At 57.9% G+C, this 24,281-nt stretch carries 20 protein-coding genes and 1 pseudogene; 10 read left to right on the top strand and 11 right to left on the bottom strand.

The annotated features are described in order from the left end of the window. The first annotated feature begins 136 nt into the window (after positions 1-136). From cysM to relA, 3 genes are all read left to right on the top strand, one after another. Positions 137-1,033: a cysteine synthase CysM gene (gene cysM, locus WF513_RS10650; RefSeq protein WP_339079348.1), complete on the top strand. Its 897-nt coding sequence runs from the start codon at positions 137-139 to the stop codon at positions 1,031-1,033. Next, on the top strand, positions 1,033-2,385 hold the full coding sequence (gene rlmD, locus WF513_RS10645; RefSeq protein ID WP_339079347.1) for a 23S rRNA (uracil(1939)-C(5))-methyltransferase RlmD: 1,353 nt from the start codon (positions 1,033-1,035) through the stop codon (positions 2,383-2,385). The genes cysM and rlmD overlap by 1 nt, the downstream gene beginning before the upstream one ends. Positions 2,386-2,536: 151 nt before the next feature. Then, positions 2,537-4,780 (top strand): GTP diphosphokinase, encoded by a 2,244-nt coding sequence (relA, locus tag WF513_RS10640; protein ID WP_339079346.1) that lies wholly within the window; start codon positions 2,537-2,539, stop codon positions 4,778-4,780. A gap of 134 nt (positions 4,781-4,914) precedes the next feature. Here relA and WF513_RS10635 read toward each other — a convergent pair whose 3' ends face one another. Then, entirely contained in the window at positions 4,915-5,922 is a 1,008-nt protein-coding gene (locus tag WF513_RS10635; protein WP_339079345.1) for an NADP-dependent oxidoreductase, read from the bottom strand. 224 nt (positions 5,923-6,146) lie between these two features. Between WF513_RS10635 and WF513_RS10630 the strand changes: the two genes are divergently transcribed. Then, entirely contained in the window at positions 6,147-6,908 is a 762-nt protein-coding gene (locus WF513_RS10630) for an SDR family oxidoreductase (protein ID WP_339079344.1), read from the top strand. A gap of 148 nt (positions 6,909-7,056) precedes the next feature. Then, on the top strand, positions 7,057-7,941 hold the full coding sequence (locus WF513_RS10625) for a bile acid:sodium symporter family protein (RefSeq protein WP_339079343.1): 885 nt from the start codon (positions 7,057-7,059) through the stop codon (positions 7,939-7,941). A gap of 62 nt (positions 7,942-8,003) precedes the next feature. On the opposite strand, the gene cysB is transcribed toward WF513_RS10625, so the two are convergent. From cysB to WF513_RS10600, 5 genes are all read right to left on the bottom strand, one after another. Beyond that, on the bottom strand, positions 8,004-8,978 hold the full coding sequence (gene cysB / locus WF513_RS10620) for an HTH-type transcriptional regulator CysB (protein ID WP_339079342.1): 975 nt from the start codon (positions 8,976-8,978) through the stop codon (positions 8,004-8,006). A 109-nt stretch (positions 8,979-9,087) separates the two neighbouring features. Continuing rightward, a complete protein-coding gene (locus WF513_RS10615; RefSeq protein ID WP_339079341.1) occupies positions 9,088-9,588 on the bottom strand; it encodes a universal stress protein in 501 nt (166 codons plus the stop codon). Positions 9,589-9,732: 144 nt separating this feature from the next. Further along, positions 9,733-10,638: a 5'-nucleotidase gene (locus tag WF513_RS10610; protein WP_339079340.1), complete on the bottom strand. Its 906-nt coding sequence runs from the start codon at positions 10,636-10,638 to the stop codon at positions 9,733-9,735. A gap of 13 nt (positions 10,639-10,651) precedes the next feature. Further along, positions 10,652-11,599, bottom strand: a complete 948-nt coding sequence (locus tag WF513_RS10605) for a putative 2-dehydropantoate 2-reductase (RefSeq protein ID WP_339079339.1) — start codon at positions 11,597-11,599, stop codon at positions 10,652-10,654. Next, entirely contained in the window at positions 11,599-11,934 is a 336-nt protein-coding gene (locus WF513_RS10600) for a thioredoxin (protein ID WP_339079338.1), read from the bottom strand. The genes WF513_RS10605 and WF513_RS10600 overlap by 1 nt, the downstream gene beginning before the upstream one ends. Before the next feature lie 48 nt (positions 11,935-11,982). Here WF513_RS10600 and WF513_RS10595 point away from each other — a divergent pair, with 48 nt between their 5' ends. After that, positions 11,983-12,402: a PilZ domain-containing protein gene (locus WF513_RS10595; RefSeq protein WP_339079337.1), complete on the top strand. Its 420-nt coding sequence runs from the start codon at positions 11,983-11,985 to the stop codon at positions 12,400-12,402. 180 nt (positions 12,403-12,582) lie between these two features. Beyond that, the gene (locus tag WF513_RS10590; RefSeq protein WP_339083522.1) at positions 12,583-13,659 is read left to right on the top strand and encodes a 3-deoxy-7-phosphoheptulonate synthase; all 1,077 of its coding nucleotides are present in this window, start codon (positions 12,583-12,585) and stop codon (positions 13,657-13,659) included. A 115-nt stretch (positions 13,660-13,774) separates the two neighbouring features. Here WF513_RS10590 and WF513_RS10585 read toward each other — a convergent pair whose 3' ends face one another. Together WF513_RS10585 and WF513_RS10580 are read right to left on the bottom strand one after the other, a co-directional pair. Continuing rightward, positions 13,775-14,944 (bottom strand): putative zinc-binding metallopeptidase, encoded by a 1,170-nt coding sequence (locus WF513_RS10585; protein WP_339079336.1) that lies wholly within the window; start codon positions 14,942-14,944, stop codon positions 13,775-13,777. Between the two features lie 309 nt (positions 14,945-15,253). Continuing rightward, positions 15,254-15,373 (bottom strand): annotated as a pseudogene (locus WF513_RS10580) (benzoate/H(+) symporter BenE family transporter); the annotation flags it as partial. Positions 15,374-15,649: 276 nt separating this feature from the next. On the opposite strand from WF513_RS10580, the gene WF513_RS10575 reads away from it, so the two are divergent. Then, positions 15,650-17,935 (top strand): heavy metal translocating P-type ATPase, encoded by a 2,286-nt coding sequence (locus WF513_RS10575; RefSeq protein ID WP_339079335.1) that lies wholly within the window; start codon positions 15,650-15,652, stop codon positions 17,933-17,935. A gap of 71 nt (positions 17,936-18,006) precedes the next feature. On the opposite strand, the gene WF513_RS10570 is transcribed toward WF513_RS10575, so the two are convergent. The 3 genes from WF513_RS10570 to WF513_RS10560 all read right to left on the bottom strand — a co-directional run bounded on the left by WF513_RS10570 (position 18,007) and on the right by WF513_RS10560 (position 20,503). Then, on the bottom strand, positions 18,007-19,203 hold the full coding sequence (locus WF513_RS10570; protein WP_339079334.1) for a benzoate/H(+) symporter BenE family transporter: 1,197 nt from the start codon (positions 19,201-19,203) through the stop codon (positions 18,007-18,009). After that, positions 19,203-19,814, bottom strand: a complete 612-nt coding sequence (locus tag WF513_RS10565) for a LysE family translocator (protein WP_339079333.1) — start codon at positions 19,812-19,814, stop codon at positions 19,203-19,205. Before WF513_RS10565 ends, WF513_RS10570 begins: the two co-directional genes overlap by 1 nt. A 257-nt stretch (positions 19,815-20,071) precedes the next feature. Beyond that, on the bottom strand, positions 20,072-20,503 hold the full coding sequence (locus WF513_RS10560) for a MarR family transcriptional regulator (protein ID WP_339079331.1): 432 nt from the start codon (positions 20,501-20,503) through the stop codon (positions 20,072-20,074). A gap of 110 nt (positions 20,504-20,613) precedes the next feature. Between WF513_RS10560 and WF513_RS10555 the strand changes: the two genes are divergently transcribed. Both WF513_RS10555 and WF513_RS10550 read left to right on the top strand, forming a co-directional pair. Continuing rightward, entirely contained in the window at positions 20,614-21,780 is a 1,167-nt protein-coding gene (locus tag WF513_RS10555) for a PLP-dependent aminotransferase family protein (protein WP_339079330.1), read from the top strand. A gap of 211 nt (positions 21,781-21,991) precedes the next feature. Then, on the top strand, positions 21,992-23,935 hold the full coding sequence (locus WF513_RS10550; RefSeq protein WP_339079329.1) for a DEAD/DEAH box helicase: 1,944 nt from the start codon (positions 21,992-21,994) through the stop codon (positions 23,933-23,935). The last annotated feature ends 346 nt before the right edge of the window (positions 23,936-24,281 follow it).

Below are 24,281 nucleotides of genomic sequence, written 5' to 3'. Positions count from 1 at the left end.
CTGACGTGACGGCAGTTTAGCGGTTGCGCCCGCCCTCGGGGCAAATGCTGTCACGCAAAGCGGCTCGGTTGTGTAGCCGCACCGGGTTTGCCGGTATCATGGGCGCCTTATTCGCTTCTGGATTATTCCGTCCGCCATGAGCCTGCATTACCCAACCATCGCCGACTGCGTCGGCAACACTCCACTGGTGCGTTTGCAGCGGTTGCCCGGCACCACCAGCAATACCCTGCTGCTAAAGCTTGAAGGCACCAACCCCGCGGGGTCGGTGAAAGACCGCCCGGCCTTGTCGATGATCAGCCGTGCAGAGGCGCGTGGTGATATCAGCCCAGGTGATGTGTTGATCGAGGCCACCAGTGGCAACACCGGCATCGCCTTGGCCATGGCGGCGGCGATCAAGGGTTACCGCATGGTGCTGATCATGCCGGACAACTCCACTGCCGAACGTAAGGCAGCAATGACCGCGTACGGCGCGCAGTTGATTCTGGTTAGCGGCATGGAGGAAGCGCGCGACTTGGCCTTGAAGATGCAGGCTGAGGGCAAGGGCAAGGTGCTTGATCAATTTGCCAATGGCGACAACCCGATTGCGCACTACACCAGCACCGGTCCTGAAATCTGGCAGCAGACAGGCGGGCAGGTTACCCACTTCATCAGCTCCATGGGCACCACCGGCACCATCATGGGTGTTTCGCGTTTCTTGAAAGAGCAAAACCCCAAGGTGCAGATCGTTGGGCTGCAGCCTACAGAAGGCGCCACAATTCCCGGTATTCGCCGCTGGCCGCAGGCCTACCTGCCGAGTATTTATCAGGCTGAGCGGGTTGATCGAATTATTGACATGGGCCAGCAGGAAGCCGAAGTGATGATGCGCCGCCTGGCGCGCGAGGAAGGCGTGTTTTGTGGGGTGTCTTCCGGCGGTTCGGTGGCCGCCATGTTGCGTCTGTCAGAAGAGGTTGAGAACGCGGTGATGGTGGCGATTATTTGTGATCGTGGCGACCGTTACCTGTCCAGTGGCATTTATGAGGCACCGAGCAACTGATGGCGAAGAAAGACGGCGGTCTACGCTTTCAACCCACGGGTGGTTCCCGCGCGCCGCAAATACCGGTGGGCAAAAAACAGAAACTGACTATTGAGCGCTTGGCCAACGATGGTCGCGGCATCGGTTTTGTCGAAGGACGAACTTGGTTTGTCAGCGGCGCGCTGGCGGGTGAGGATGTCGAGGCGCGCTTGCTCGGCGCCCATGGCAAGGTGGTCGAGGCACGTGTTGAGCGCATTCTCAACGCCAGTGCTGAACGCCGTAATGAGGCCTGCGTGCACGCCAAAGTGTGTGGTGGCTGCAGCTTGCAGCATATGCCACATGCCGATCAGCTGGCCCTGAAACAGCGCATGCTGGCTGAGCAGTTGAGTCGTCTGGGCAACCTTGAGCCGCGTGAGTGGGCGCCGCCGCTGATCGGCCCGGAGCTGGGTTATCGTCGCCGCGCAAGAATTGCTGTGCGCTGGGAGCACAAAGCCAAGCGTTTAGATGTCGGTTTTCGTGCGGCCGCCAGCCAAGACATTATTGCCATCGCGGATTGCCCGGTACTGGTACAGGCTTTGCAGCCGATTCTGCGTGCCTTGCCGCAGGTTTTACGTGAGCTGGATAAACCCCAAGCCATTGGCCATGTCGAGTTGTTCAGCGGCAGCTGCAGTGCTGTGTTGGTCAGGCATACGGCTGCGTTAGGCGAGGCTGACCTGGCTCGCCTGCAGGCGTTCTGCACGGCGCACAATGCCCAGTTATGGTTGCACGGCAGCGCTGAGCCGCAGCCGGTTGAGCCCGCACAGCCACTGCATTACCGCCTAGACGCCTTCAACCTCAGCTTGGCCTACCAGCCCGGAGATTTTATTCAGGTTAACCAGCCGGTTAACGACGCCATGATCGCCCAGGCGCTAGATTGGCTGGCGCCGCAGGCCGATGAGCGGGTACTGGATTTGTTCTGTGGCCTGGGTAACTTCGCGCTGCCCCTGGCTCAGCGGGTGGGTGAATTGATCGCGGTCGAGGGCGTGCAAAGCATGGTTGAGCGCGCGGCACTGAATGCGCAAATGAATGGTCTGAGCAATGCCCAGTTTTTTCAGGCGGATTTGTCCAAGCCGCTGGCAGACCCGCAATGGGCACAAGATGGGTTCGCCGCTGTGCTGCTGGACCCGCCGCGTGATGGTGCGCTGCAGGTGGTTCGGCAAATGACCGCCTTGGGTGTCAAACGGGTGCTGTATGTATCCTGTAACCCAACAACCCTGGCCCGTGACAGTGCTGAATTGCTGGCGCAGGGCTACCAGCTTGAACGGGCAGGCATTCTCGATATGTTTCCGCAAACGGCGCACGTCGAGGCGATGGCGCTGTTTGTAAGGCCATAAGTTCCAACACAGATTGTGACCAGGGCGAAGCCTTCGTGGGTTGCAACGCAACGTACAGCCACTGTGCGTTCAAGCGGTTAAACCGCCTGACTTGATTGAAGTCGGCGACTATTCGCCAGGCCCTTAGCCTGGCGTAGGAAGGGTAAGCAAGATGGTTCAGGTCAGAGCGCATCAGCCGATCAACGAAGACGGCAGCATCAACCTTGAGGCATGGCTTGAACACGTGTTGAGTATCGATCCAGCCTTGGATCGTGACGCTCTGCGCGAGGCCTGTGATTTCGCCCGTGAGGCTGAACAACAAGCCAATGCGGCAAAAAATCTATGGACTGAAGGCGCGTCGAGCTTTCGCGCGGGCCTTGAAATCGCTGAAATTCTCGCCGACCTCAAACTCGATCAAGACTCCTTGGTGGCGGCAGTTATCTACCGCTGCGTGCGTGAGGGTAAAGTAACGTTGGCCCAGGTCCATCAGCGTTTCGGTCCGGTGGTGGGCAAGCTGGTGGACGGCGTGCTGCGCATGGCGGCGATCAGTGCGTCGATGAACCCGCGTGATTCGCTGGTGCTCGGCTCCCAGGCGCAGGTGGAAAACCTGCGCAAAATGCTTGTGGCCATGGTCGATGACGTGCGCGTCGCCTTGATCAAGCTGGCTGAGCGCACGTGCGCGATCCGAGCGGTGAAAGAGGCTGCCGACGAGAAGCGTCAGCGTGTGGCCCGTGAGGTGTTCGATATTTACGCGCCCTTGGCTCACCGGCTGGGCATTGGCCATATCAAGTGGGAACTGGAAGATTTGTCCTTCCGCTACTTGGAGCCTGAGCAATACAAACAAATTGCTAAGTTGCTGCACGAACGCCGCTTAGACCGTGAGCACTACATCAACGAAGTGGTTAATCAACTGCGTGGCGAGCTTGAGGCCACAGGCGTTCAGGCGGATATCAGCGGGCGAGCCAAACACATCTATTCCATTTGGCGGAAAATGCAGCGTAAAGGCCTGCAGTTCAGCCAGATTTATGACGTGCGTGCCGTGCGCGTGCTGGTGCCGCAAGTGCGTGACTGCTACACCGCACTCGGCATCGTGCATACGTTGTGGCGGCACATCCCCAAGGAGTTTGACGACTACATCGCCAACCCTAAGGAAAACGGCTACCGCTCGCTGCATACCGCTGTGCTGGGCCCGGAAGGCAAGGTGCTGGAAGTGCAAATCCGCACCCAGGCCATGCATGAAGAGGCTGAGTTGGGCGTATGCGCGCACTGGCGCTACAAAGGCACCGACGTCAAAGCCCGTTCGAACCATTACGAAGAAAAAATCTCCTGGCTGCGTCAGGTGCTTGAATGGCACGAGGAACTTGGGGATATCGGCGGTTTGGCTGAGCAGTTGCGTGTGGATATCGAGCCGGATCGGGTCTACGTCTTCACCCCCGACGGTCACGCCATCGACCTGCCTAAAGGTGCGACGCCGTTGGATTTTGCCTACCGCGTGCACACCGAGATTGGCCATAACTGCCGCGGCGCCAAGATCAATGGGCGCATTGTGCCGCTCAATTACAGCCTGCAAACCGGTGAGCAGGTGGAGATTATTACCAGCAAACACGGCACGCCGAGCCGCGATTGGCTGAACTCCAACCTCGGTTACGTCACCACCTCGCGGGCGCGGGCAAAGATCGTCCACTGGTTCAAGCTGCAAGACCGCGACCAGAACGTCGCCGCTGGTAAAGTGCAATTGGAGCGTGAGTTGCAGCGCCTGGCGTTGCCAGCAGTGGACTTCGACAAGCTGGCCGAAAAAGCCAATATGAAGACCAGCGAGGACCTATTCGCCTCTCTAGGTGCGGGCGATTTGCGCCTGTCGCAATTGGTCAACTTGGCGCAGCAACTGGTCGAGCCAGACCGGGTCAACGAGCAGCTTGAGTTAATCCCGCGCAAGGCACTGGGCTTCAAGCCAGGCAAGCGTGGCGATATTCAAATTCAGGGCGTGGGTAACCTGATGACGCAGATGGCCGGCTGCTGCCAACCGCTGCCGGGCGACCCGATTGTCGGCTATATCACCTTGGGTCGTGGGGTCAGTATCCACCGCCAAGATTGCGCCTCGGTGCTGCAATTAGCCGGGCGTGAGCCGGAGCGGATTATTCAAGTCAGCTGGGGTCCGGTGCCGGTACAGACGTATCCGGTGGATGTGATTATTCGCGCTTACGACCGTTCCGGCCTGCTGCGCGATGTGACACAAGTGCTGCTCAACGAGAAGCTCAACGTGTTGTCGGTCAACACCCGCTCGAACAAAGAGGACAACACGGCCTCTATGTCGATCACCATAGAAATCCCCGGGCTGGATGCCTTGGGCCGTCTGCTTGGGCGTATTTCGCAGTTGCCGAATATTATCGAAGCGCGCCGGCACCGATCTTCCTAACGCCAGTGGTGCGCTGAGTTTTTAAGGTGCACAGCAGCCCCTAACCCAGCCTGTTGTTGGGTTAGGGGCGACCGCGATGCAGCATTGTGGGCGCCCGCGCCGTTGTAAGGCTGCGGGGCGCATCGTCGGTTTGCTTAGTCGACCTTCAATATCAGCTTGCCGAAGTTCTCGCCGCTGAACAGCTTGAGCAGGGTTTCTGGGAAGGTCTGCAGACCGCTGACGATATCTTCCTTGGATTTAAGCTGGCCGCTGGCCAACCAGCCGCCCATTTCCTGTGCTGCTTCGGCAAAGCGTGGGGCGTAAGTCATGACCACCATGCCTTCCATCCGCGCGCTGTTGACCAGCAGGTTCAGGTAGTTGGCCGGGCCTTTGACGTTTTCTTTGTTGTTGTACTGGCTAATCGCGCCGCAGATGATTACCCGTGCTTTAAAGGCTAAGCGGGTCAGTACTGCATCGAGAATATCGCCGCCAACGTTGTCGAAATAAACGTTCACGCCTTTCGGGCACTCGCGCTTAAGGCCCGCAATCACCTCTTCATTTTTGTAATCGATGGCGCCGTCGAAGCCTAATTCGTCGATCAGGAACTTGCACTTGTCTGCACCGCCAGCGATGCCAATTACGCGGCAGCCTTTGAGTTTGGCAATCTGCCCGGCCACACTGCCAACGGCTCCGGCTGCACCGGAGATCACCACCGTTTCGCCGGCTTGCGGCGTGCCGACATCCAGCAGAGCGAAGTAGGCGGTCATGCCGGTCATGCCCAGCGCTGACAGGTAAAGCGGCAACGGAGCACGCTTGGGGTCGACCTTATAGAAGCCCTTGGGCTCACCGAGAAAATAATCCTGCACGCCCAGCGCGCCGTTGACGTGGTCACCCACAGCAAAGTCAGGGTGTTGCGAGGCGAGCACTTCGCCTACACCAAGGGCGCGCATCACCTCGCCAATGCCAACCGGTGGGATGTACGACCTTGCATCATTCATCCAGCCGCGCATGGCGGGGTCCAGGGACAGGTAGGCGTTTTTCACCAGTATCTGTCCTGGGCCGGGCTCACCGACGCTGGTTTCCACATAATTGAAGGTTTCCCGGCTGGGCAAACCAACCGGGCGTTGCGCGAGCAAAAATTGGCGGTTGAGTGGGGCAGTCATGGCAGGTACTCACTGAGCGGGAAGAGTGTTGATAGCCCGTGCCGGGCCAATGGGCAAGCGATGCCCCGCTAAAGAATGGTGATCAATCCATTCAAATGATGAATGGCTGGGTGCATTAATCACTCATTTGGATGGAGCCATCACCGCTAAGTTGATAGTGCTGCCTTGGATGTGGGCAGCTGATTAGAATCTGTGCAGTTTTTAATCCTTGCGAGGACACGTAGATGAGCTTGAGCTTTTCCGGCCGGGTTGCCCTGGTCACCGGTGGTGCAGCAGGTATTGGGCGTGCCACGGCACTGGCATTCGCCAACGAAGGCCTGCAAGTGGTGGTGTCTGATGTTGATATAGCGGGCGGCGAGGCGACAGCTGAGCTGATTCGCGAGGCAGGCGGCGAGGCGCTGTTCGTGCGCTGCGACGTGACCCGCGACGCCGAGGTTAAGGTGTTGATGGAACGCACGCTGAGCGCTTACGGGCGCCTGGACTATGCCTTCAACAATGCCGGTATTGAGATCGAGCAGGGCAAGCTCGCCGAAGGCAGCGAGAGCGAGTTCGACGCCATTATGGGCGTTAACGTCAAAGGCGTTTGGCTGTGCATGAAGCACCAGATTCCGCTGATGCTGGCTCAAGGCGGCGGTGCCATCGTTAATACGTCATCGGTTGCCGGCCTGGGTGCAGCGCCAAAGATGAGCATCTATTGCGCGTCCAAGCATGCGGTTATCGGCTTAACCAAGTCAGCCGCCATTGAATACGCCAAGAAAAAAATTCGGGTCAACGCGGTATGCCCGGCGGTAATTGATACCGCCATGTTCCGCCGTGCGTATGAAGCCGACCCGAAGAAAGGCGAGTATGCTGCCGCCATGCACCCGGTTGGGCGCATCGGTAAGGTTGAAGAAATCGCCACTGCCGTGCTCTACCTGTGCTGCGATAACGCTGCTTTCACCACGGGGCAAGCCTTGGCGGTGGACGGCGGCGCCACGGCCATCTGATTGACCACGGCAGCAAAATAAAGGTGCCCGAGGGCACCTTTTTGCATAAGGGGTCTGGAGCTGAGCGATTGGCCGCTAAAGTCACTGCGAGCAATGCCATGCGCTCGCCAGAATTGCGGCGTTGTCCTGACTTCGGAGCCGAACAAGAATGACTGCTGACCCGTTACTGACCCTATTTCTTCCCCTGGCGCTGGGCATCATCATGCTTGGCCTGGGTTTATCCCTGACCCTGGCAGATTTTGCCCGGGTGGTGAAATTTCCAAAGCCCATCGTGATTGGCTTGAGTTGCCAGCTGTTGCTGTTGCCGCTGGTGTGTTTTTTTCTGGCCAAGGCGTTTGGTCTTGCGCCGGCGCTGGCCGTGGGTTTGATGCTGTTGGCGGCCTCGCCAGGTGGCACCACCGCTAATCTGTATAGCCACCTGGCGCATGGCGACGTGGCCTTGAATGTCACCCTGACGGCGGTCAACTCGGTGATTGCGGTACTGACCCTGCCGCTTATCGTTAACGTATCGCTTGCTTACTTTATGGAGGGCGATCAGGCGCTGCCGCTGCAATTCACCAAGGTGGTGCAGGTGTTCATCATCGTTCTTGGCCCTGTGGCGATTGGGATCTGGCTGCGCAGCCGTTTCCCCAGCTTTGCGGCGCGCATGGAAAAGCCGGTGAAGATTATCTCTGCGCTCTTTCTGTTGATCATCATTGTGTTGGCGGTGGTCAAGGATTGGCAGACTTTTATCGATTACGCGCCCTTGGTCGGCGGTGCGGCGCTGGCGTTTAACCTGATCAGCCTGGCGGTCGGCTACTGGGTGCCGCGGCTTTGCAACCTAAGCCTGCGTCAGTCGATTGCCATCGGCATGGAGATCGGCATCCACAACGGCACCTTGGCGATTGCTTTGGCGCTCAGCCCGATGCTGCTGAATAACCCGACCATGTCCATTCCGGCCGCGATCTACAGCATCATCATGTTCTTTACCGCTGCAGCCTTTGGTTGGTGGGTGAATTTCGCCCACGGTAAGCAATTGCAGCGAGGCGAGTGAGTAGCACGTTATGGCGGGCAGCAAAAAGCCGGTCGATTGACCGGCTTTTTGTTAACTCATTACTAGTGCAGCGGTAAATCAACCCCTTCAAACAGTTCTTCCAACTCGACTTTGTTATGGCATTGCACCGCTTTGGCCAGCACATCACGGGTCAGGTGTGGGGCGAACTTTTCGATAAAGTCGCACATAAATCCGCGCAGGAAGGTGCCACGGCGAAAGCCAATTTTGGTCACGCTGGATTCAAATAACTCACCGGCATCCAGCACCACCAAGTCTGGGTCGAGCTTGGCATCGACCGCCATCTTGGCCACGATGCCCACGCCCAAGCCCAGCCTTACATAAGTCTTGATGACGTCGGCATCGGCAGCGGTGAAAACTACTTTTGGCGTTAAGCCACGGTGGCTAAAGGCTTCGTCCAGCTTGGAGCGGCCGGTAAAGCCGAACACATAAGTGACGATGGAATATTCGGCCAGTGCTTCCAGCGTGAGCTTCGGCAGCTTGGTCAGCGGGTGGCCCTGGGGCACCACCACGCAGCGGTTCCAGCGGTAACAGGGCATCATGATCAGGTCGTTGAACAGCTCCAGACCTTCGGTGGCGATGGCGAAGTCGACGGTGCCATCGGCGGCCATTTCAGCGATCTGCAGCGGCGTGCCTTGGTGCATGTGCAGGGATACATCGGGGTATTGCTTGATAAACGCGCTGATCACCGGCGGCAGGGCATAACGCGCCTGAGTGTGAGTGGTGGCAATCGATAGGGTGCCTTTTTTCTCGTTGGAAAATTCTTGAGCGATCTGCTTGATGCTCTCAACTTTGCGCAAAATCTCGCCAGCAGTGTTGATGATGCGTTCGCCTGCCGGCGTAATGCGCGTCAGGTGTTTACCGCTGCGGGCGAATACTTCAACCCCCAGTTCATCTTCGAGCAGGCGGATCTGTTTGCTGATGCCCGGCTGCGAGGTGTAAAGACTTTGCGCCGTAGCAGAGACGTTGAGGTCGTGATGCGCGACTTCCCAGATGTAGCGCAGTTGCTGAAGCTTCATAAAAATCCCTCAAAGCAAAAAAGCCGTTTAAATCACCGGCGTTTATATAACCATAATGATGATTGAAGCATTAAATCTAGACCAGAAAATAGAAAGCACAGCGCTTCTTTTAAGCATCATCTCGGCTGCGATGCTGCAGCATCGGCACCAAATACACCGGCACTGCAGACAATTGCACAATCCGCGAGGCCGTGCGCCCCAGCGGAATTGCCATGTCGGCGCCATGGCTATGGCTGCCTAGTACCAACAGATCAACGCCCAGTTGCTGTGCTTCATCGAGTATCACTCGCGGTGGATCACCCTTAACCACGCGCACGGCTTTAATCAGGTCGATGTCCTGCAGGGCATCACCCATCTCGTCACGAAACCCCTCCAGCACCCGTTGCTCAATGCCCGCCATGACCGTGTTTAAACCGTTATTGCGCAGTTCCTTGAGCTGTGTTTCATCCAGGTAGGTTTGTAATACTGACTCGGCAAACAAGCCCATCGGCCCGACAGCATGCACCACGTAAAGGGTGGCATTGAAGGCGCGGGTCAGCGCTAAGGCATGCTGCAGAACATAGGGGGCGTATAGGCCCAGATCAGTGGCATACAGAATTGAGCGAACCATGCGGCCTCCTTGATTGCCTGGCGGGCGGGCCTGACCTGAGCTTAGCAGTGCCGGGGTCAGGGTTTTGCCGCTGGGTGTTTTGGGGACCAATGGTTATCGATGCAGGTGGGCAGTGGGCGCAGCAGCGCGCCCTTATATGGAAGGTTAAAGCAGCGGCTCGTTGCTAATGCCGTGCGGCACGTGCCCGGTGGCAACCACTTCGCGGGCTTTTTCACAGTGCCCAGCCTGATCGTCGAAAAATACATCGGCGCCGAAGGTTTCTAGGATGGCGCTTTTTTCAAGGCCGCCTAGGAAGAACGACTCATCTAGGCGGATATTCCATTCGCGCAGGGTGCGTATCACGCGCTCATGGGCCGGGGCCGAACGGGCCGTGACCAAGGCGGTGCGAATCGGGCAGCTTTCCTCGGGAAACTCCTGCTGCAAGCGATGCAGGGCGGCGAGGAACGGCTTGAACGGACCGCCACCGAGTAACTCGCGAGCAGATTCGCGCTCGTGACTTTGGAAGGCCTCAAGGCCGCCCTGCTGGTAGACCCGCTCGGACTCATCGGAAAACAGCACCGCGTCACCGTCGAAGGCGATACGCAGTTCGTTACTGGCCGCACGCCGGGCCCCGCCGGACAAAATAGTCGCCGCGCCAAAGCCCGAGCGCAGCGCGCTGCGCACATCCTCAGCATGGGTGGAGAGAAACAGGTGGCAGCCGAATGCGGCCAGATAAGGGTCGGGACTGCGCCCACCGACAAAGGCGGCGCGGGAGATACCCAAGTTGTAATGCTGAATTGAATTAAACGCGCGCAGGCCCGTGTCGGCGCTGTTACGCGAGACCAGAATCACCTCAACCCGTTGTTGTTGCAGCGTGTTGTTCAGTGCCAGCAGTTTTTCCACCAGAGGGAAGGCATCGCCTGGGGCGAGTATTTCGTCCTCATGCTCGATTTGGTACTGGCGATAGGCTTCGACGCCCTGGCTTTCATACACCTGGTGACTGTCACTCAAATCGAACAACGCGCGTGAGGAAATCGCCAGTACCAGTTTGTCGCCTAATTCCTTGCTCATGCGTGCTCCAGTTTTACGGTTGGCGTTGTTCAAGAAAACGCAGGGCTTGGTAGAGCATCTCGGTGCGCGGCATGGCGCAACCGACCTTGGCCGCTGCAGCCAACGGTGCTGCATAGATCGCGTGCAGCTCAAGCGGGCGCTTTAGAGCGAAGTCGTGGTACATGCTGGGCAGGTAATCCGGCATGCGATCAGTGGCGGCTAACAATTTGCCGGCAAAGCCTGCTGGCAGCGGGTAGCCGCACGCGCCGGCGGCGTCTACCACCTCCTGCATGATGGCCTCAATCAGCCCCCGGCTGTCGGCATTCGCCATCAGTGCAGTGGTGGCGCTGTCGAGTAGCACGGCCAAGCCGTTATACGGCACGTTCCACACCAGCTTCTGCCAGCGGGCTTGGTTCAGTTCGGCCATGGCGGTGGAGTCCAGACCGGCCGCCTGGAACATGCCAGTGCCTTGCTCAAGTAATGACTGGCGACTCGCTGCATCATCGGCCGGGCCCGAGTGGTAGCCCAGGTTGATGCCGCCCAAGGCCTGATGCTCAATCACACCCGGTGCGCTGCGATGGGCGCAGATGTAGCAGAGGCCGCCGAGCAGGTGCAGTGAATCAGGCAGCAGCGGGCGCAGTTCATCTTCCACGGCCAGGCCGTTTTGCATCAACAGCACCTTCGCGTTGGGCGCTGCAGCTTGGCTGATAAGCCCAGCCAGTTCAGCATTGCTGGTGGTTTTAGCGCCCACCAACAACCAATCACAGGGCGGCATGTCGGCAACTGATTGGTAGGCCTGAACCGGTTGCAGGTGCAGGCTGCCATGCACGCTACTGTTGACCTGCAGGCCTTGGCTGGCGACGGTGGCATATTCGCTGCGCAGCAAAAAATGCACATCAAAGCCGGCGCGGGCCAGCATCAGGCCATAAAAACCACCAATCGCGCCGCTGCCGATAATGCCGATACGGGGTGCTGCAGTCATCAGGGTAATTCCTCTGCGGGGCGCGACAGGGCAGTGTCCAGCGCCAGGGTGAGTTCTGCGCAGTGCAAAGGGCTCTGCAACGCGCCATAAAATTGGCCATCGTGCACCACGAACAATGCAGGCAAATGGAAGACCTCGTAGCGCGTCACTAAACCGCCATTATCAGCGGCATCGATCCAGGCCAGGCGCTGCACAGGAAGGCTCAGTTTGCCTAGCTCGCGGCGCGCCCAGCGGCAGCTGGCACACCCTATGCTGGTGAATATCAGCAGCGAGGTGCCGGGCAGGTCGAGCAGCAGGCGGTCTGCATCTAAATCAGTCAACTCCAGCTCAGTCACTATACTGTTCCTGTGGTATCAAATTGATAGCATCCGAGGTGGTCATTGATGCGTCACTTTCTTCGTCATCCCAGTGATATGCCGGTTGAGTTGGTGTTGCGTAAACAGGCATTCGTGCCCAAGCAACGGCTCAACAATATCAGTCTCGGCGGTGTGGCTTGCAACTCCGGCCGCGCTTTTCGCCGTGGCACGGCCATTGAGCTGCGTATTCCGCTGTTTGGCGAGCAGGCGCGTTATCCCGGTTTAGTCGCCTGGTGCCGCAAGCTTGAAGGGTGTTATTTAGTGGGTATTGCCTTTATAGATGAAGACACCTTGTTCCGCGCACGCATGGTCGAGCAGGTCTGCCAGATCGAGCATTACCGCCAGCAGCGCGAGCAAGAGCTGGGCTGCAGCTTGCCGGTAGAAGACATGGCGCAGGAGTGGATCAGCCAGCATGCCGCTGCGTTTTCCCGCGCCAGCCTCAATTGAGCATTTGCCTCAGCAATCCAGCGGTTGGCATGCCTTAAGCGCTTAAGCCCATTGTCGAGCCGGGCCTTTACGCGCTAAGGTTCGGCTTCCCCGCTGTGCTCCTATTGCTGTGCTCCGCCCCACGGGGAGCGCTGGCGGCCGGCACCCGTGACCTGATGACTCTGACTGATGAATAGCACGATGGCTGATTTACCGATTGATGACCTCAACGTTGCCTCCAATGAAACCCTGATAACTCCCGCACAGCTCAAGCGTGAAATCCCGCTGACTGAAGCTGCATTGCGCACGGTTGCCGGTGGTCGTGAGGTGATTCGTAATATTCTCGATGGCAAAGACCATCGCTTGTTCGTGGTGATTGGGCCGTGCTCAATTCACGACATTAAAGCCGCGCACGAATATGCCGAACGCCTAAAGGCGCTGGCTGCCGAGGTCTCGGACAGTTTGTATCTGGTCATGCGCGTGTATTTTGAGAAGCCGCGGACCACGGTGGGCTGGAAAGGCCTGATCAACGATCCGTTTATGGACGACTCGTTCAAGATTCAGGACGGCCTGCACATCGGTCGGCAGTTGCTGCTTGATCTGGCTGAAATGGGCCTGCCAACCGCCACTGAAGCCCTCGACCCGATCTCCCCGCAATACCTGCAGGACTTGATCAGCTGGTCGGCCATTGGTGCGCGCACCACCGAATCGCAAACACACCGTGAAATGGCCTCCGGCCTGTCTTCTTCGGTCGGCTTTAAAAACGGCACCGATGGCGGTTTAACCGTCGCCATCAATGCCCTGCAGTCGGTTTCCAGCCCACACCGTTTCCTCGGTATTAACCAGGAAGGCGGTGTGTCTATCGTCACCACCAAGGGCAATGCATACGGTCACGTGGTACTGCGTGGCGGCAATGGCAAGCCCAACTACGACTCTGTCAGCGTGGCGGTGTGCGAGCAGGAGTTGACCAAGGCCGGCATCCGCCCGAGCATCATGGTCGATTGCAGCCACGCCAACTCCAACAAAGACCCAGCCCTGCAACCGCTGGTGATGGAGAACGTAGCCAACCAGATTCTCGAAGGTAACCAATCCATCGTCGGCCTGATGGTGGAAAGCCACCTAGGCTGGGGCGCTCAATCGATTCCTAAAGATTTAAGCCAGCTTAAGTACGGCGTATCCATCACCGATGCTTGCATCGACTGGGACACCACCGAGAAAACCCTGCGCAGCATGCACGCCAAACTCAAGGATGTGCTGCCAAAGCGCCAGCGCAGCTGACGGTATAGCCGTAACAAAAAACGGGCTTATGCGTTGCGTATAAGCCCGTTTTTTTATGGCACTGCTCTGCGCAGTCATAGGGCATCAATGGTTGCGACCTTACCTATTGATATGATTATTCGCCCTTGAGCATTAACTCCGGCATACGGTTTAGCCGGCCATGAATGGCGTGGTGGATAAACGACAGCTTAGTGCGTACTGTTTGCGTTAGCACAAACGGATAAGCATCATTCATTCCCATGCTGCGGTTTAATGAGTTGAGAATAATGGAGAAGTCCATCCAAGTATCTAGAATACTGGTGATAGAGGCTTGTGAAGAAAAGAAATAGGCATCTTGAGGCAAGTTCAAGTCAGTTAATTCTTCATGGGCGTCTGTGTTGCCAGCGATTGAGCTGGTGATTGAGAAATTTTGCGCGGTCTCTAACGTGTCAATGATGTGCATGTAATGCGCCCATGTCTCCGCCCAATCTTCGTAGGGATGCATGGTGGCGTATTCGCTAATAAATGCATCGCGCCAGTTTTGCGGGGCGCCATTTTCATAATATGTGTTCAAAGATTTTTGGTAGTCGAGCTCGTCGTCGCCGAAATATTTTTTACTGAGTGTGTGTTTTTCCGGCGATTCCAAGATCAATTTGTCAAAATAATAATGGCCCAGCTCATGTCTAAAGTGGCCTAGCAAGGTGCGGTATTGTTCACCCATTGCCATTTTTGTGTGTGAGCGGGCAACGTCATCGGCTTCAGCTAAGTTAATGGTTATATGGCCACAGTCGTGCCCTGTGAATACCGCCTCACTGCCTTTCAACTGACTTGCAAAGTGATCACTCACATCACGGTCAGTGGTGAAGTCAAAACTCAACCCGCCATCAGGATCCTGGCTGAGGTTGTGCAATGGCAAGGACAAGGCTTTCAGGGTATACAAAGCACGGCGCTTGGCTATTTCCATTTTTTGCCACAATGGGATGTGCTCAGCTATTGATAAGTCCGGTATTGTTTCATTGAAGCGACAAGCAAAACATAAAACCTCATGCTTGGCGGTAGAAGGGCTGGACGGGTTCAATTTAATCATGCCGTTGCATGTCTTGAAGTTGGCGTGGTTATCACATTTTTGAAAATAGACGTTCGGCTGCGCTACTTTAAAGTACTGTCCCGTTTCTGGGGCGAGTTCATAAGGCTCTACCTTGTCAAAAGTATCATCAAGACCAACAGTGCGGTGGCAGGCAACGCAATAGCTGCTTTCAAAGAATAAAAGTTGATGATCTTTGCAAGTGCACGTAAACGTTTTCATATAAATATCTGACTCGGTAAATAGGTGTGAAATAAAAATTTCTTGCCAAGATTATGATCAAGTTGCCGAAAAATAGATAATCACAAAATTAAATTGTGGCTCAGGTACGTGAGACAAAATCGTCTAAATACTATCGCGGGCTCTGAATTAAGAAAAATATGTTTTCGTGGATTTTTTTATCCTATCTGCCGGTCGCCCAGATGCTGGTCAGTGGCGAATGCCACTGTCATCAGTTTTCAACGTAGCTGCAACTGGCGGGTGCGCTGCAATGACACCGCAGGGGAGGGCGAGCGAAGCGTTACCCACCGATCAAGCGTCCTGCCTGCCCCGGTTGAGAATGGCCAGGGTCAACAGCCCCGCAACAATCCCCCAGAACGCCGAACCTACCGACATCAGCGTCATACCTGATGCGGTTACTAGGGAAGTGAGGCCATGCCCATCATGTTCTAAGGTGCCTAAGGTGTTTGATCGATTGCCGCGTGATTTCCGCTGCGATTAACCTATCCAAAGCACTGCAGCTATGAGTAGTCCTGCCAAACGCTCATGCTAAGTAGGAAACTATCGGGCGTTATTGGGTCTTTGTCCGAAGGTTGATCTGTCTCTGTCAGCGTTTTTCGCCAACAGAACCGCCTAAGTCGACCTGTTTTAATCAAGGCAACTGCGCTGCAAAAGCTGCGCGCCATTTCCCATCACGAGCGGCTCGTAATGACCAAAGACTGGCAGAACCCAGCATTGTTGGCGCTTACCTTAATCGCCCTTCCCGCTGGCTGGCTGGCGTATGAGCTAGGTAACCCGCCTCTGGCAGCTCAACTGTGGAACCTCAGCGCGCTGGTGGTGGCGGCCGTTCTGATACTGGAAATTGTGCAGCGCCTGATCCGCCGCGAGGTGGGGGTTGACCTGATCGCCTTGCTGTCGATTGCCGGAGCCGTTCTGCTCGGTCAGGCACTGGTCGCGGCGGTTATTGCTGTGATGCTAGCCAGCGGTCGTACCCTTGAATTCTTCACCGCACGGCGTGCGGAACGTGAATTAAACAAGCTGATTGATCGCGCGCCACGAATTGCTTCGCGCATGGTTGAAGGCCAGTTGCAGCAGATCCCGGTTGAGGAGGTAATGCCCGGTGACCGCCTGCTGGTGCGCATGGGCGAAGTGCTGCCGGTTGACGGCGTACTGCTCTCGCTCACCGCTACCCTCGATGAGTCGGCTCTGACCGGTGAGCCCTTGCCAGTAACCTTGCAGACCGGGGCGAGTATCCGCAGCGGCGGCGTGAACGTCGGCGCGCCCTTAGAGTTACAAGCAAGCGAGACGGCCGCATACAGTACCTACGCCGGCATCGTGGGCATGGCGCAAGCGGCCAGCCAGTCTCGCGCGCCTTTCGCCCGTATGGCTGACCGCTATGCCCTAGCGCTGATTCCGTTAACCCTGTTGATCGCGGGCTTAGCCTGGCTGCTCAGCGGCGACCCGATCCGTGCGCTGGCGGTGCTGGTGGTTGCGACGCCGTGCCCGCTGATCTTGGCCGTACCTATCGCCATCATGTCGGGCATCTCGCGGTGTGCCAAACGCGGCATTCTGGTCAAAGATGGTGCCACGCTTGAAGCCCTCGCTGAGGCGCAAGTGCTGTTCCTCGACAAAACAGGCACCCTCACCACTGGCCATGCCACCGTGCAATCGGTAGAAAGCAGCGGCGCGTACACCCAGGAACAACTGCTGCATCTGGCAGCCTCGCTGGCCCAAGCCTCGCCCCACCCGATTTCTGCTGCGATTGTCGCAGCGGCCAGCACCAACACACGCCCTCTGAGCACGCCTGAGCAGGTGGTCGAGGAGCCCGGCGCCGGTCTGTCTGGCGTGGTCGACGGGCATCAAGTGATGCTCGGTGCGCATCACTTTATCAATGCCAATCAACCTGCTCAGGCCTGGGATGAGGGCATGCTCAGGCGCATGGATTACCAGGACTCCAGCGGCAGCTTTATTGGCGTGGATAGCGCGATGGCCGGCGTCGTGTTGTTTGCCGACCCGTTGCGCATCGAATCGCCCAACGCCCTGCGGCGCCTAAGGCAGGCCGGCATCCGCAAAATAATAATGCTCACCGGCGACCGTGCTCAAACCGCGCAGATGATCGGCCTTGCCGCCGGGGTCGATGAAGTCCGTGCCGAGCTTGATCCGGCTGCTAAGGTCGCCGCTGTGCAACAAGGACGCAAAGACGGCAAAACGTTGATGGTGGGTGACGGTGTCAATGACGCCCCGGCGCTGGCCGCTGCTGACGTAGGTATAGCGCTGGGTGCCAGTGGCGCGACGGCCTCATCCGAGGCGGCCGGTGTGGTGTTGTTGGTCGATCGCTTGGACCGAGTCGCCGAAGCTATGCACATTGCCAGTCGATCGCGCCTCATCGCCCGGCAAGGTGTGCTCGTCGGCATGGGGCTTTCGCTATTAGCCATGCTCGCTGCTGCACTGGGTTATTTACCACCGCTGGCAGGTGCGATTCTGCAGGAAGGGATCGACATCGCCGTGATCTGCAATGCTTTGCGCGCACTGGGTGCGGGCTTCAATGCGAACGCCGCAAGTAAACTGCAGGGCAGTCACGTCGACGAATTAAAGCGTGAGCATGCCGATCTCGCGCAACTGCTGGAGTCGGTGAGTCACCTCGCCGATCAATTCTCGACACTGGCCCAGGACCAGGCCCAGAACAAACTACAGCGTCTATTAACGCGGCTCGAGACTCAGTTAATCCCCCATGAGCAGGCTGATGAGAACGAACTGTATCCCTTGCTGGCACGTCATCTAAAAGGTGAAGACCCGATGTCAGCACTGAGCCATACGCACCGAGAAATCTTTCGCTTGGTCAAACTACTAGGCCGCATGAACAGCGATTTTTCCGCTAACAGCGCAGCGCTCAGCCAGGATGAAATAGGTCAGACCTTGCTGCGCTTGGACACCGTGCTAGGGCTTCACTTTCAGTTGGAGGATGAACTGTTCCATAACCTCGACGTTCGCTGAACGCCTGCACAAAATGATTTCGCCCTTAAATCGACCTAAGCAGCAGGGTCGAGCGCAGTGGCACCCATCACTCATGCTGGGTGTTTGCCCCAGTTGAGAATGACTAGGGTCAACAGCCCCGCAACAATCCCCCAGAATGCCGAGCCCACCGACAACAGCGTCATACCTGACGCGGTTACCAGGAAGGTGATCAGCGCCGCTTCGCGCTCTTTTGGCTCGCTCATGGCTTGGGCCAGACCACCGATGATCGAGGCGAACAGCGCAAGCGCCGCGATGGACAGGATCAGCGCTTTCGGCAGGGCGCTAAACAGCGCGGCCAAGGTGGCGCCGAAGATGCCGGCGATGGCGTAGAACACCCCGCACCAGATGGCGGCGGTGTAGCGTTTGTGCGGGTCTTCGTGGGCTTCTGGGCCGGCGCAGATCGCAGCGCTGATAGCGGCCATATGGATGCCATGACTGCCAAACGGCGCCAGTATGATCGAGGTCATTCCGGTCGTCGTTAACAATGGGCTGGCCGGCACGTCATACCCATTTGCGCGCAGCACCGCCATGCCCGGTAAGTTTTGCGAGGCCATGGCAACGATAAACAACGGGATGCCGATGCTGATGCTCGCGGCGAGAGAAAAGTGTGGCGTGGTCCACTCGGGCACCGCCAGTTGCAACTCGAACTGTTCGAAATTTAGCAGACCGAGAACACCCGCTAGGCCGCTGCCCACCAGCAAAGCAGCCAGCACCGCGTAGCGCGGCAGCAGGCGTTTACCCAGCAGGTAGGCCAGCAACATGGCGATCACCAGCACCGGCTGCTGCTCGGCGGCCACGCAAATTTCCAGGCCAATCTTGAACAACACACCCGCCAGCAAAGCCGCCGCCAGAGAACCGGGAATACGCCGCATGATGCGGTCGAAGGTGCCCGTCAGGCCGATCAGCACGATCAAGCCCGAGGCCAGCATATAAGCGCCAATTGCTTCGCTATAAGGCACGCCGGGCAGGCTGGTGATGAGCAGGGCCGCCCCTGGCGTAGACCACGCGATCATGATTGGTGCGCGATAGCGCAACGACAGGCCAATGCAGCAAATAGCCATGCCAATCGACAGTGACCCGATCCATGAAGAAATTTGCCCGCTGCTCAAGCCAGCGGCCTGGCCGGCTTGAAACATCAACACCAAGGAGCTGGTGTAACCGGTGAGCATGGCGATAAACCCAGCGACCACCGCCGAGGGTGAAGTGTCGGCCAGCGGCCTTAGGCGCAGTGGTGACGAGTCGTGCATCAGAACAGCCCTGTGTCCGCGAGAATGGGGTAGAGCGAGGCTACCAGCAGCAGCGCCATGCCGATATTGAATGCGCGCAACCTGCGTGCGTCATCGAGCCAGTTACGCAACAGGCTGCCGACGAGGGTCCAGATGCTCATTGTCGGGCAATTGACCAGCGCGAACAGCGCCGAGATCAGCAGCACATTGACCATGAAATTTTCTTGCGGCGTGTACGTAGTGATCGCGCCGATCGCCATAATCCACGCCTTGGGGTTAACCCACTGGAAGGCGGCGGCCTGTATAAAACTGAACGGCTTGCCGCTGGCCGACGCTTGGCTGTTCGGCGCGCCGGCATTGGCGATTTTCCAGGCTAGGTACAGCAGGTAGGCCGCCCCAACGTAGCGCAACACGGTGTACAGCACGGGCACTTGCTCAAATAGCTGACCGAGCCCCAAGCCGACCGACAGCACCAGCAGCATCAATCCCAAGCTAATACCGAGCATATGCGGCAAGGTCCGGCGCAGGCCGAAATTTGCCCCGGAGGCCAGCAGCATGGTGTTGTTGGGGCCAGGTGTGACTGAGGTGACAAAGGCAAACGCAACAAAGGCAATCATTAATTCGAGGGTCATGGCGCGTACTCATAGGCAATGTTTATCAGCCTAAAGGCAGGCGAGCAGGGCGTCGCGGTACAGCAGGAAGCGCAATAGACGCATCAGTTGTGAAGTGTTTGCCCAAACCACCGGTACAGTTTTGCCAACGCAGACAACGCCGCTAACGCCCTAGCGGGCTCCTGTCCTAGTAAGGCTCATGTAAGGCCTTAAGCGTTTTCTCGCCCCTAGATTATGGGAAATGGTTCGGGGCCGATCACATCCCAGCTATCCAGGGGTTAACGCCCCGCCAGCGCCTGGTTGACCTTCAGCCAGCCTTGCACGGTGGCTTCATCCACCTCAGCGAAAACCCGCTGGAGCAATTTGGTCTGTTCGCGGTGCAGCGCTTGTTGCAGCTTGGCTCCTTCAGTCGTGAAGCCGAGCAGGCGTTTGCGCTTGTCATCCTTTGCGGTAAGGCTCTCGACCAGGTGCATCTCTTGTAACTGACGCAGCGGGGTGCTCAGTGCCTGCTTGCTCACGCCCAAGTAGGCGAGCAGTTCTTTCATGCTTAAGCCCGGGTACTTGGCGATAAAAAACAAAATACGGTGATGCACCCGCGACAAACCGCGCCGCGCCAGCATCTCATCGGCCTTGGCAGTGAAGGCTTGGTAGCCAAAGAAGAACGCTTCCATGGCCGCTTGCTGGGTGGCCGTGCTCTTGAAATCAATCATTAAGGTCAAGCCTGTTGACGTATATGCGGTGGTCGTCGTAATTTCAGGCGAATCGAATTTCAGTCAAATAGTTTGACCTATTTTTATTTGCCTTTGCTACCGGTGCATCCATGGCCTTCTCCGAACGTGTTACCCGCCTGAAAAGCTCCCTGATCCGTGAAATTCTCGCTGCCGCGCAGCGCCCGGAAGTCATGTCCTTCGCCGGTGGGTTGCCTGCCGAGCGGATGTTACCCAAAGTCGAGTGGGAAGCGATGCCGGCCAGCATGGGCCAATACGGCATGAGTGAAGGCGAACCGGCCTTACGTGAGGCGATTGCCACTGAGGCACGTGCTTTGGGCGTACCGTGCGATGCCAGCCAAGTGTTAATCGTCAGCGGTTCGCAGCAAACCCTGGATTTGGCCAGCAAGCTGTTTATTGATCCGGGCACCGAAGTGCTGGTTGAGGCGCCAACTTACCTGGCGGCCCTGCAAGCCTTTCAGCTATTTGGTGCTGATTGCATCGCCGTCGCGCAGGAGGCTGATGGCCCACAGCTGGATGCTATGCGCCAGTGCTTGGAAGCGCACAAACCGGCGTTTGCCTACCTGATCCCAACGTTCCAGAACCCTTCGGCGGTGCGCTACAGCGCAGCCAAGCGCGACGCAGTCGCGGCGCTGCTGGATGAGTTCGGCGTGACCCTGATTGAAGACGAACCCTATCGAGAGCTGGTATTCGATGATGGCCAAGCCACGCCGATTGTCAGCCGTCTGCGCAAAGCCAGCTGGATCTATACCGGTACCGTGTCGAAAACGCTGCTGCCGGGGCTGCGTGTGGGTTATTTGATCGCCACCCCGGACCTCTATCCCTACCTGCTGCGCCTCAAGCAATCGGCGGATTTGCACACCAATCGCATTGGTCAGTGGCAGGCGTTGCAGTGGCTGGGCAGTGAGAAATACCGCGGCCATTTGGCCGAGCTGCGCGATTTTTATCGGCTGCGTCGTGATGCCATGCAAGCGGTGCTGGCAGAGCATTTCAGCGACCTGGCCGATTGGCAGATCCCTCAGGGCGGTTTGTTCTTCTGGCTAACGCTGAAACAGCCGTTGGATACCCGCACGCTGCTCGCCCCTGCACTGGCGCAGAACGTGGCATTTATGCCGGGTGAGCCGTTTTTTATCGACCCCGACGCCCATCCGGGCCATCTGCGCCTTAACTTTAGCCACGTGGCACCGGAGCGGCTGAGCGAGGGCCTTAAGCGCCTAGCTGCCGTCATCCGCGAAGCGCAAGCCGGCGCAACGCGTTAAGTGAGGTGCTGCGTGCAGGCTGTGCAGGGCTTCTGAACCCAGCTTCTAAGTCGTTGCCAGCCTGTCATGCGCGCTATATCGGCTTACTTGAGCGATGGGCTGTCGACCCACCCCACGGGGTTGGCAGCCCCCGATGAACCCTCTGCTGATTGCCAGCTCAGACTAAAAAGCACTTATCATCCAACGATCTATCTACATGACTGGGTCGCGAATGCCATCTGCTGTTCAGCGCTATACGCAGCGTATTGCTGCGGCTCTGGCGCGTTATTTCCCCCACACCACCGCGTACCTGCGTGCCGAGCGCGAGGCGGTGGCTGCATTGGAAAAGCCGGCTGCGCGAGGGAAGAAAGCCACGCCCACTCAAGCCAAGTCACGTATTACCAAGCCGCCCAGTACACCCCGTCGCGCTGCCGCTAAAACCAGCACGGTGGGGGCGGGTATTTACGGGCCGGCCATGCTGCCGGTCGATGCCGCGCAGAGCCAGTCGATGCGCGAACAGGTGGCCCGCGCTGTGACGGCCGGTTTGCTCAGTGCGCCCTCGGATGAGCAGTGGGCGATGATCCTCAGCCATCATCCGCTGACCCGTATTTTCGCCGGAGCTGGGTCGGGAAAGTCGACCACGCTGGTGCTGCGGGTGGTGTTTATGCTCTGTCACCTGGGTATCAAACCCGAGCAGTTAACGGTGATTTCCTTCACCAATGCCTCCTGCACGGAGTTGCGTGAACAGCTGCTCAAGGTGCTGGGCTTCTTCAATTACCCTTTCAATGCGGCGCAGGCGCGTCAGTCCGTGCGCACCTTTCACTCGGCCATGGGCGTTATGGCCAAGTGCCTGCTCGACAACCCGCGCTGGTTCGAGCAGTTGGCTGACCCGCAAGCGGTTGGCCGCGAGTTGGATAACCCGTTGATGGCCAGTCGCTTGCGCCCAGCTCAGCAGCGTCTGCTCAAGCAGGCTTATCAGCAGTGCTATGCCGAGCAGCCGATGTTCCGCGAGCAGGTGCACAGCTTGTTGCAGTTACCCATGCCGCCGGCTGAGGCTAAGGGAGAGCCGAAAGCGCCGCTGGATGCCTTTAAATTGCAAGGCGAGTTGAGTGCCGTGCAGTTGTACGAGGCGTTTTACGCTCAGGCTGGCTTTATCGAAAGCATTGGTATTGACCTTGCCACCTTGCAGCCACAGGCGCTGAATGCTCCGGCGCAGGCGCGCAGTTTTAGCCAAGCCTTGCTGCTGTTCTGGCCTTACTTTGAGCGCTGCCTGCAGGCACATGGGTTGCTGACCTTCAATGCGGCGTTTCAACAACTAACGGCGCGGCTGAAAGCGCCCGGGCAGGGCGTCGCTGCGCCGGTGCTGGCGCCCTTTAGTCATTTGTTGATCGACGAGTTTCAAGACATCTCGCCGCAAATCGTCCTGTGGTTGCAGGCCGTACAGCGTGCTCAGGCGCAGCAGGGCAGCACGGTCAGCCTGATGGCGATTGGGGATGATTGGCAGTCGATTTATGGCTGGCGCGGCAGCTCGCCAGAACTGTTTATCGACTTCGACCGGCACTTCCCCGGCAAAGGCCGCGCCAAACGCAGTGCCGTGCTGACCCTGGGCAACAACTACCGCTCGGTTGAGCCGATTATCCGCGATGCTGAGGCGTTGCTAAGCGGCGTGCAGCGTAAACAAGCGAAGGTCAGCCAGGCGATCAAGGCCACCCAAGCGGGCGACCACGGTGTGCAGCTGATCCAGCACTTTGACCTCAAGACGCGCTTGCCGGAGTTGCTCCAGCAAATCCGCGCGCAATGTACGCATGCGGCTGAGCGCACTCGCCGCGAGCGCACGGCGGTGTTGCTGCTCAGCCGGCGCAACGAGCCTTTGCAGGCCGTCACCGCGCAGTTGGATAAAAAATTGCCGGTCAAGGCCTACACCATCCACCGTGCCAAAGGCTTGCAAGCCGAAGTGGCGATCATCCTTGATGACTGCATGCCAGCCGAGCCGCACCCGCTGCGCAATGCGCTGTACAGCTACTCAGGGTTTTTCAACAGCAGCTACGACCACGCCATGCAGGATGAAAGCCTGCGCCTGGCTTATGTCGCGGTGACGCGTGGCGTTAGTCGAGTGTTTTGGTATTGCCAGAAGCCCCGAGGCGCCACGCAGATCCTCGCAGGGCGAGGACGCTGATCGACCGTAACGGCAGCGCCCCCGAAGCTGACTTTCAGCAGCAGTCCTTTGGCCTTTTGCGCATCCTGCGAAACCTCCCATCTTTGATCACAGCAACACGGCACGCTCTCGCCGCAGGCTTTGGCCGTGTGTCGCTGCTGCGCTGTGTTGACCCAAGCGCCGAGGCTGATGCCTGTCTATGTGTCGCAACGAACAGACCAGCAGCCCGCTGCAGCGGAATATCCTTGATCAAACGCTGAGTGTTGCCCGCCTGCAGTGTTGATAAACCCCACCGATACCTTGCCGCCGAGCAAGGCCTACTAGGACGGCTCGGCAGTTACATCATCAGGGCGGAGCAATTTGCAGC

The sequence above is a fragment of the Pseudomonas sp. TMP9 genome (assembly GCF_037943105.1).
Classification (GTDB): Bacteria; Pseudomonadota; Gammaproteobacteria; order Pseudomonadales; family Pseudomonadaceae; genus Aquipseudomonas.
The sequence above is the reverse complement of the archived record's forward strand: the minus strand, read 5'-3'. Positions and strand labels throughout refer to the sequence as shown.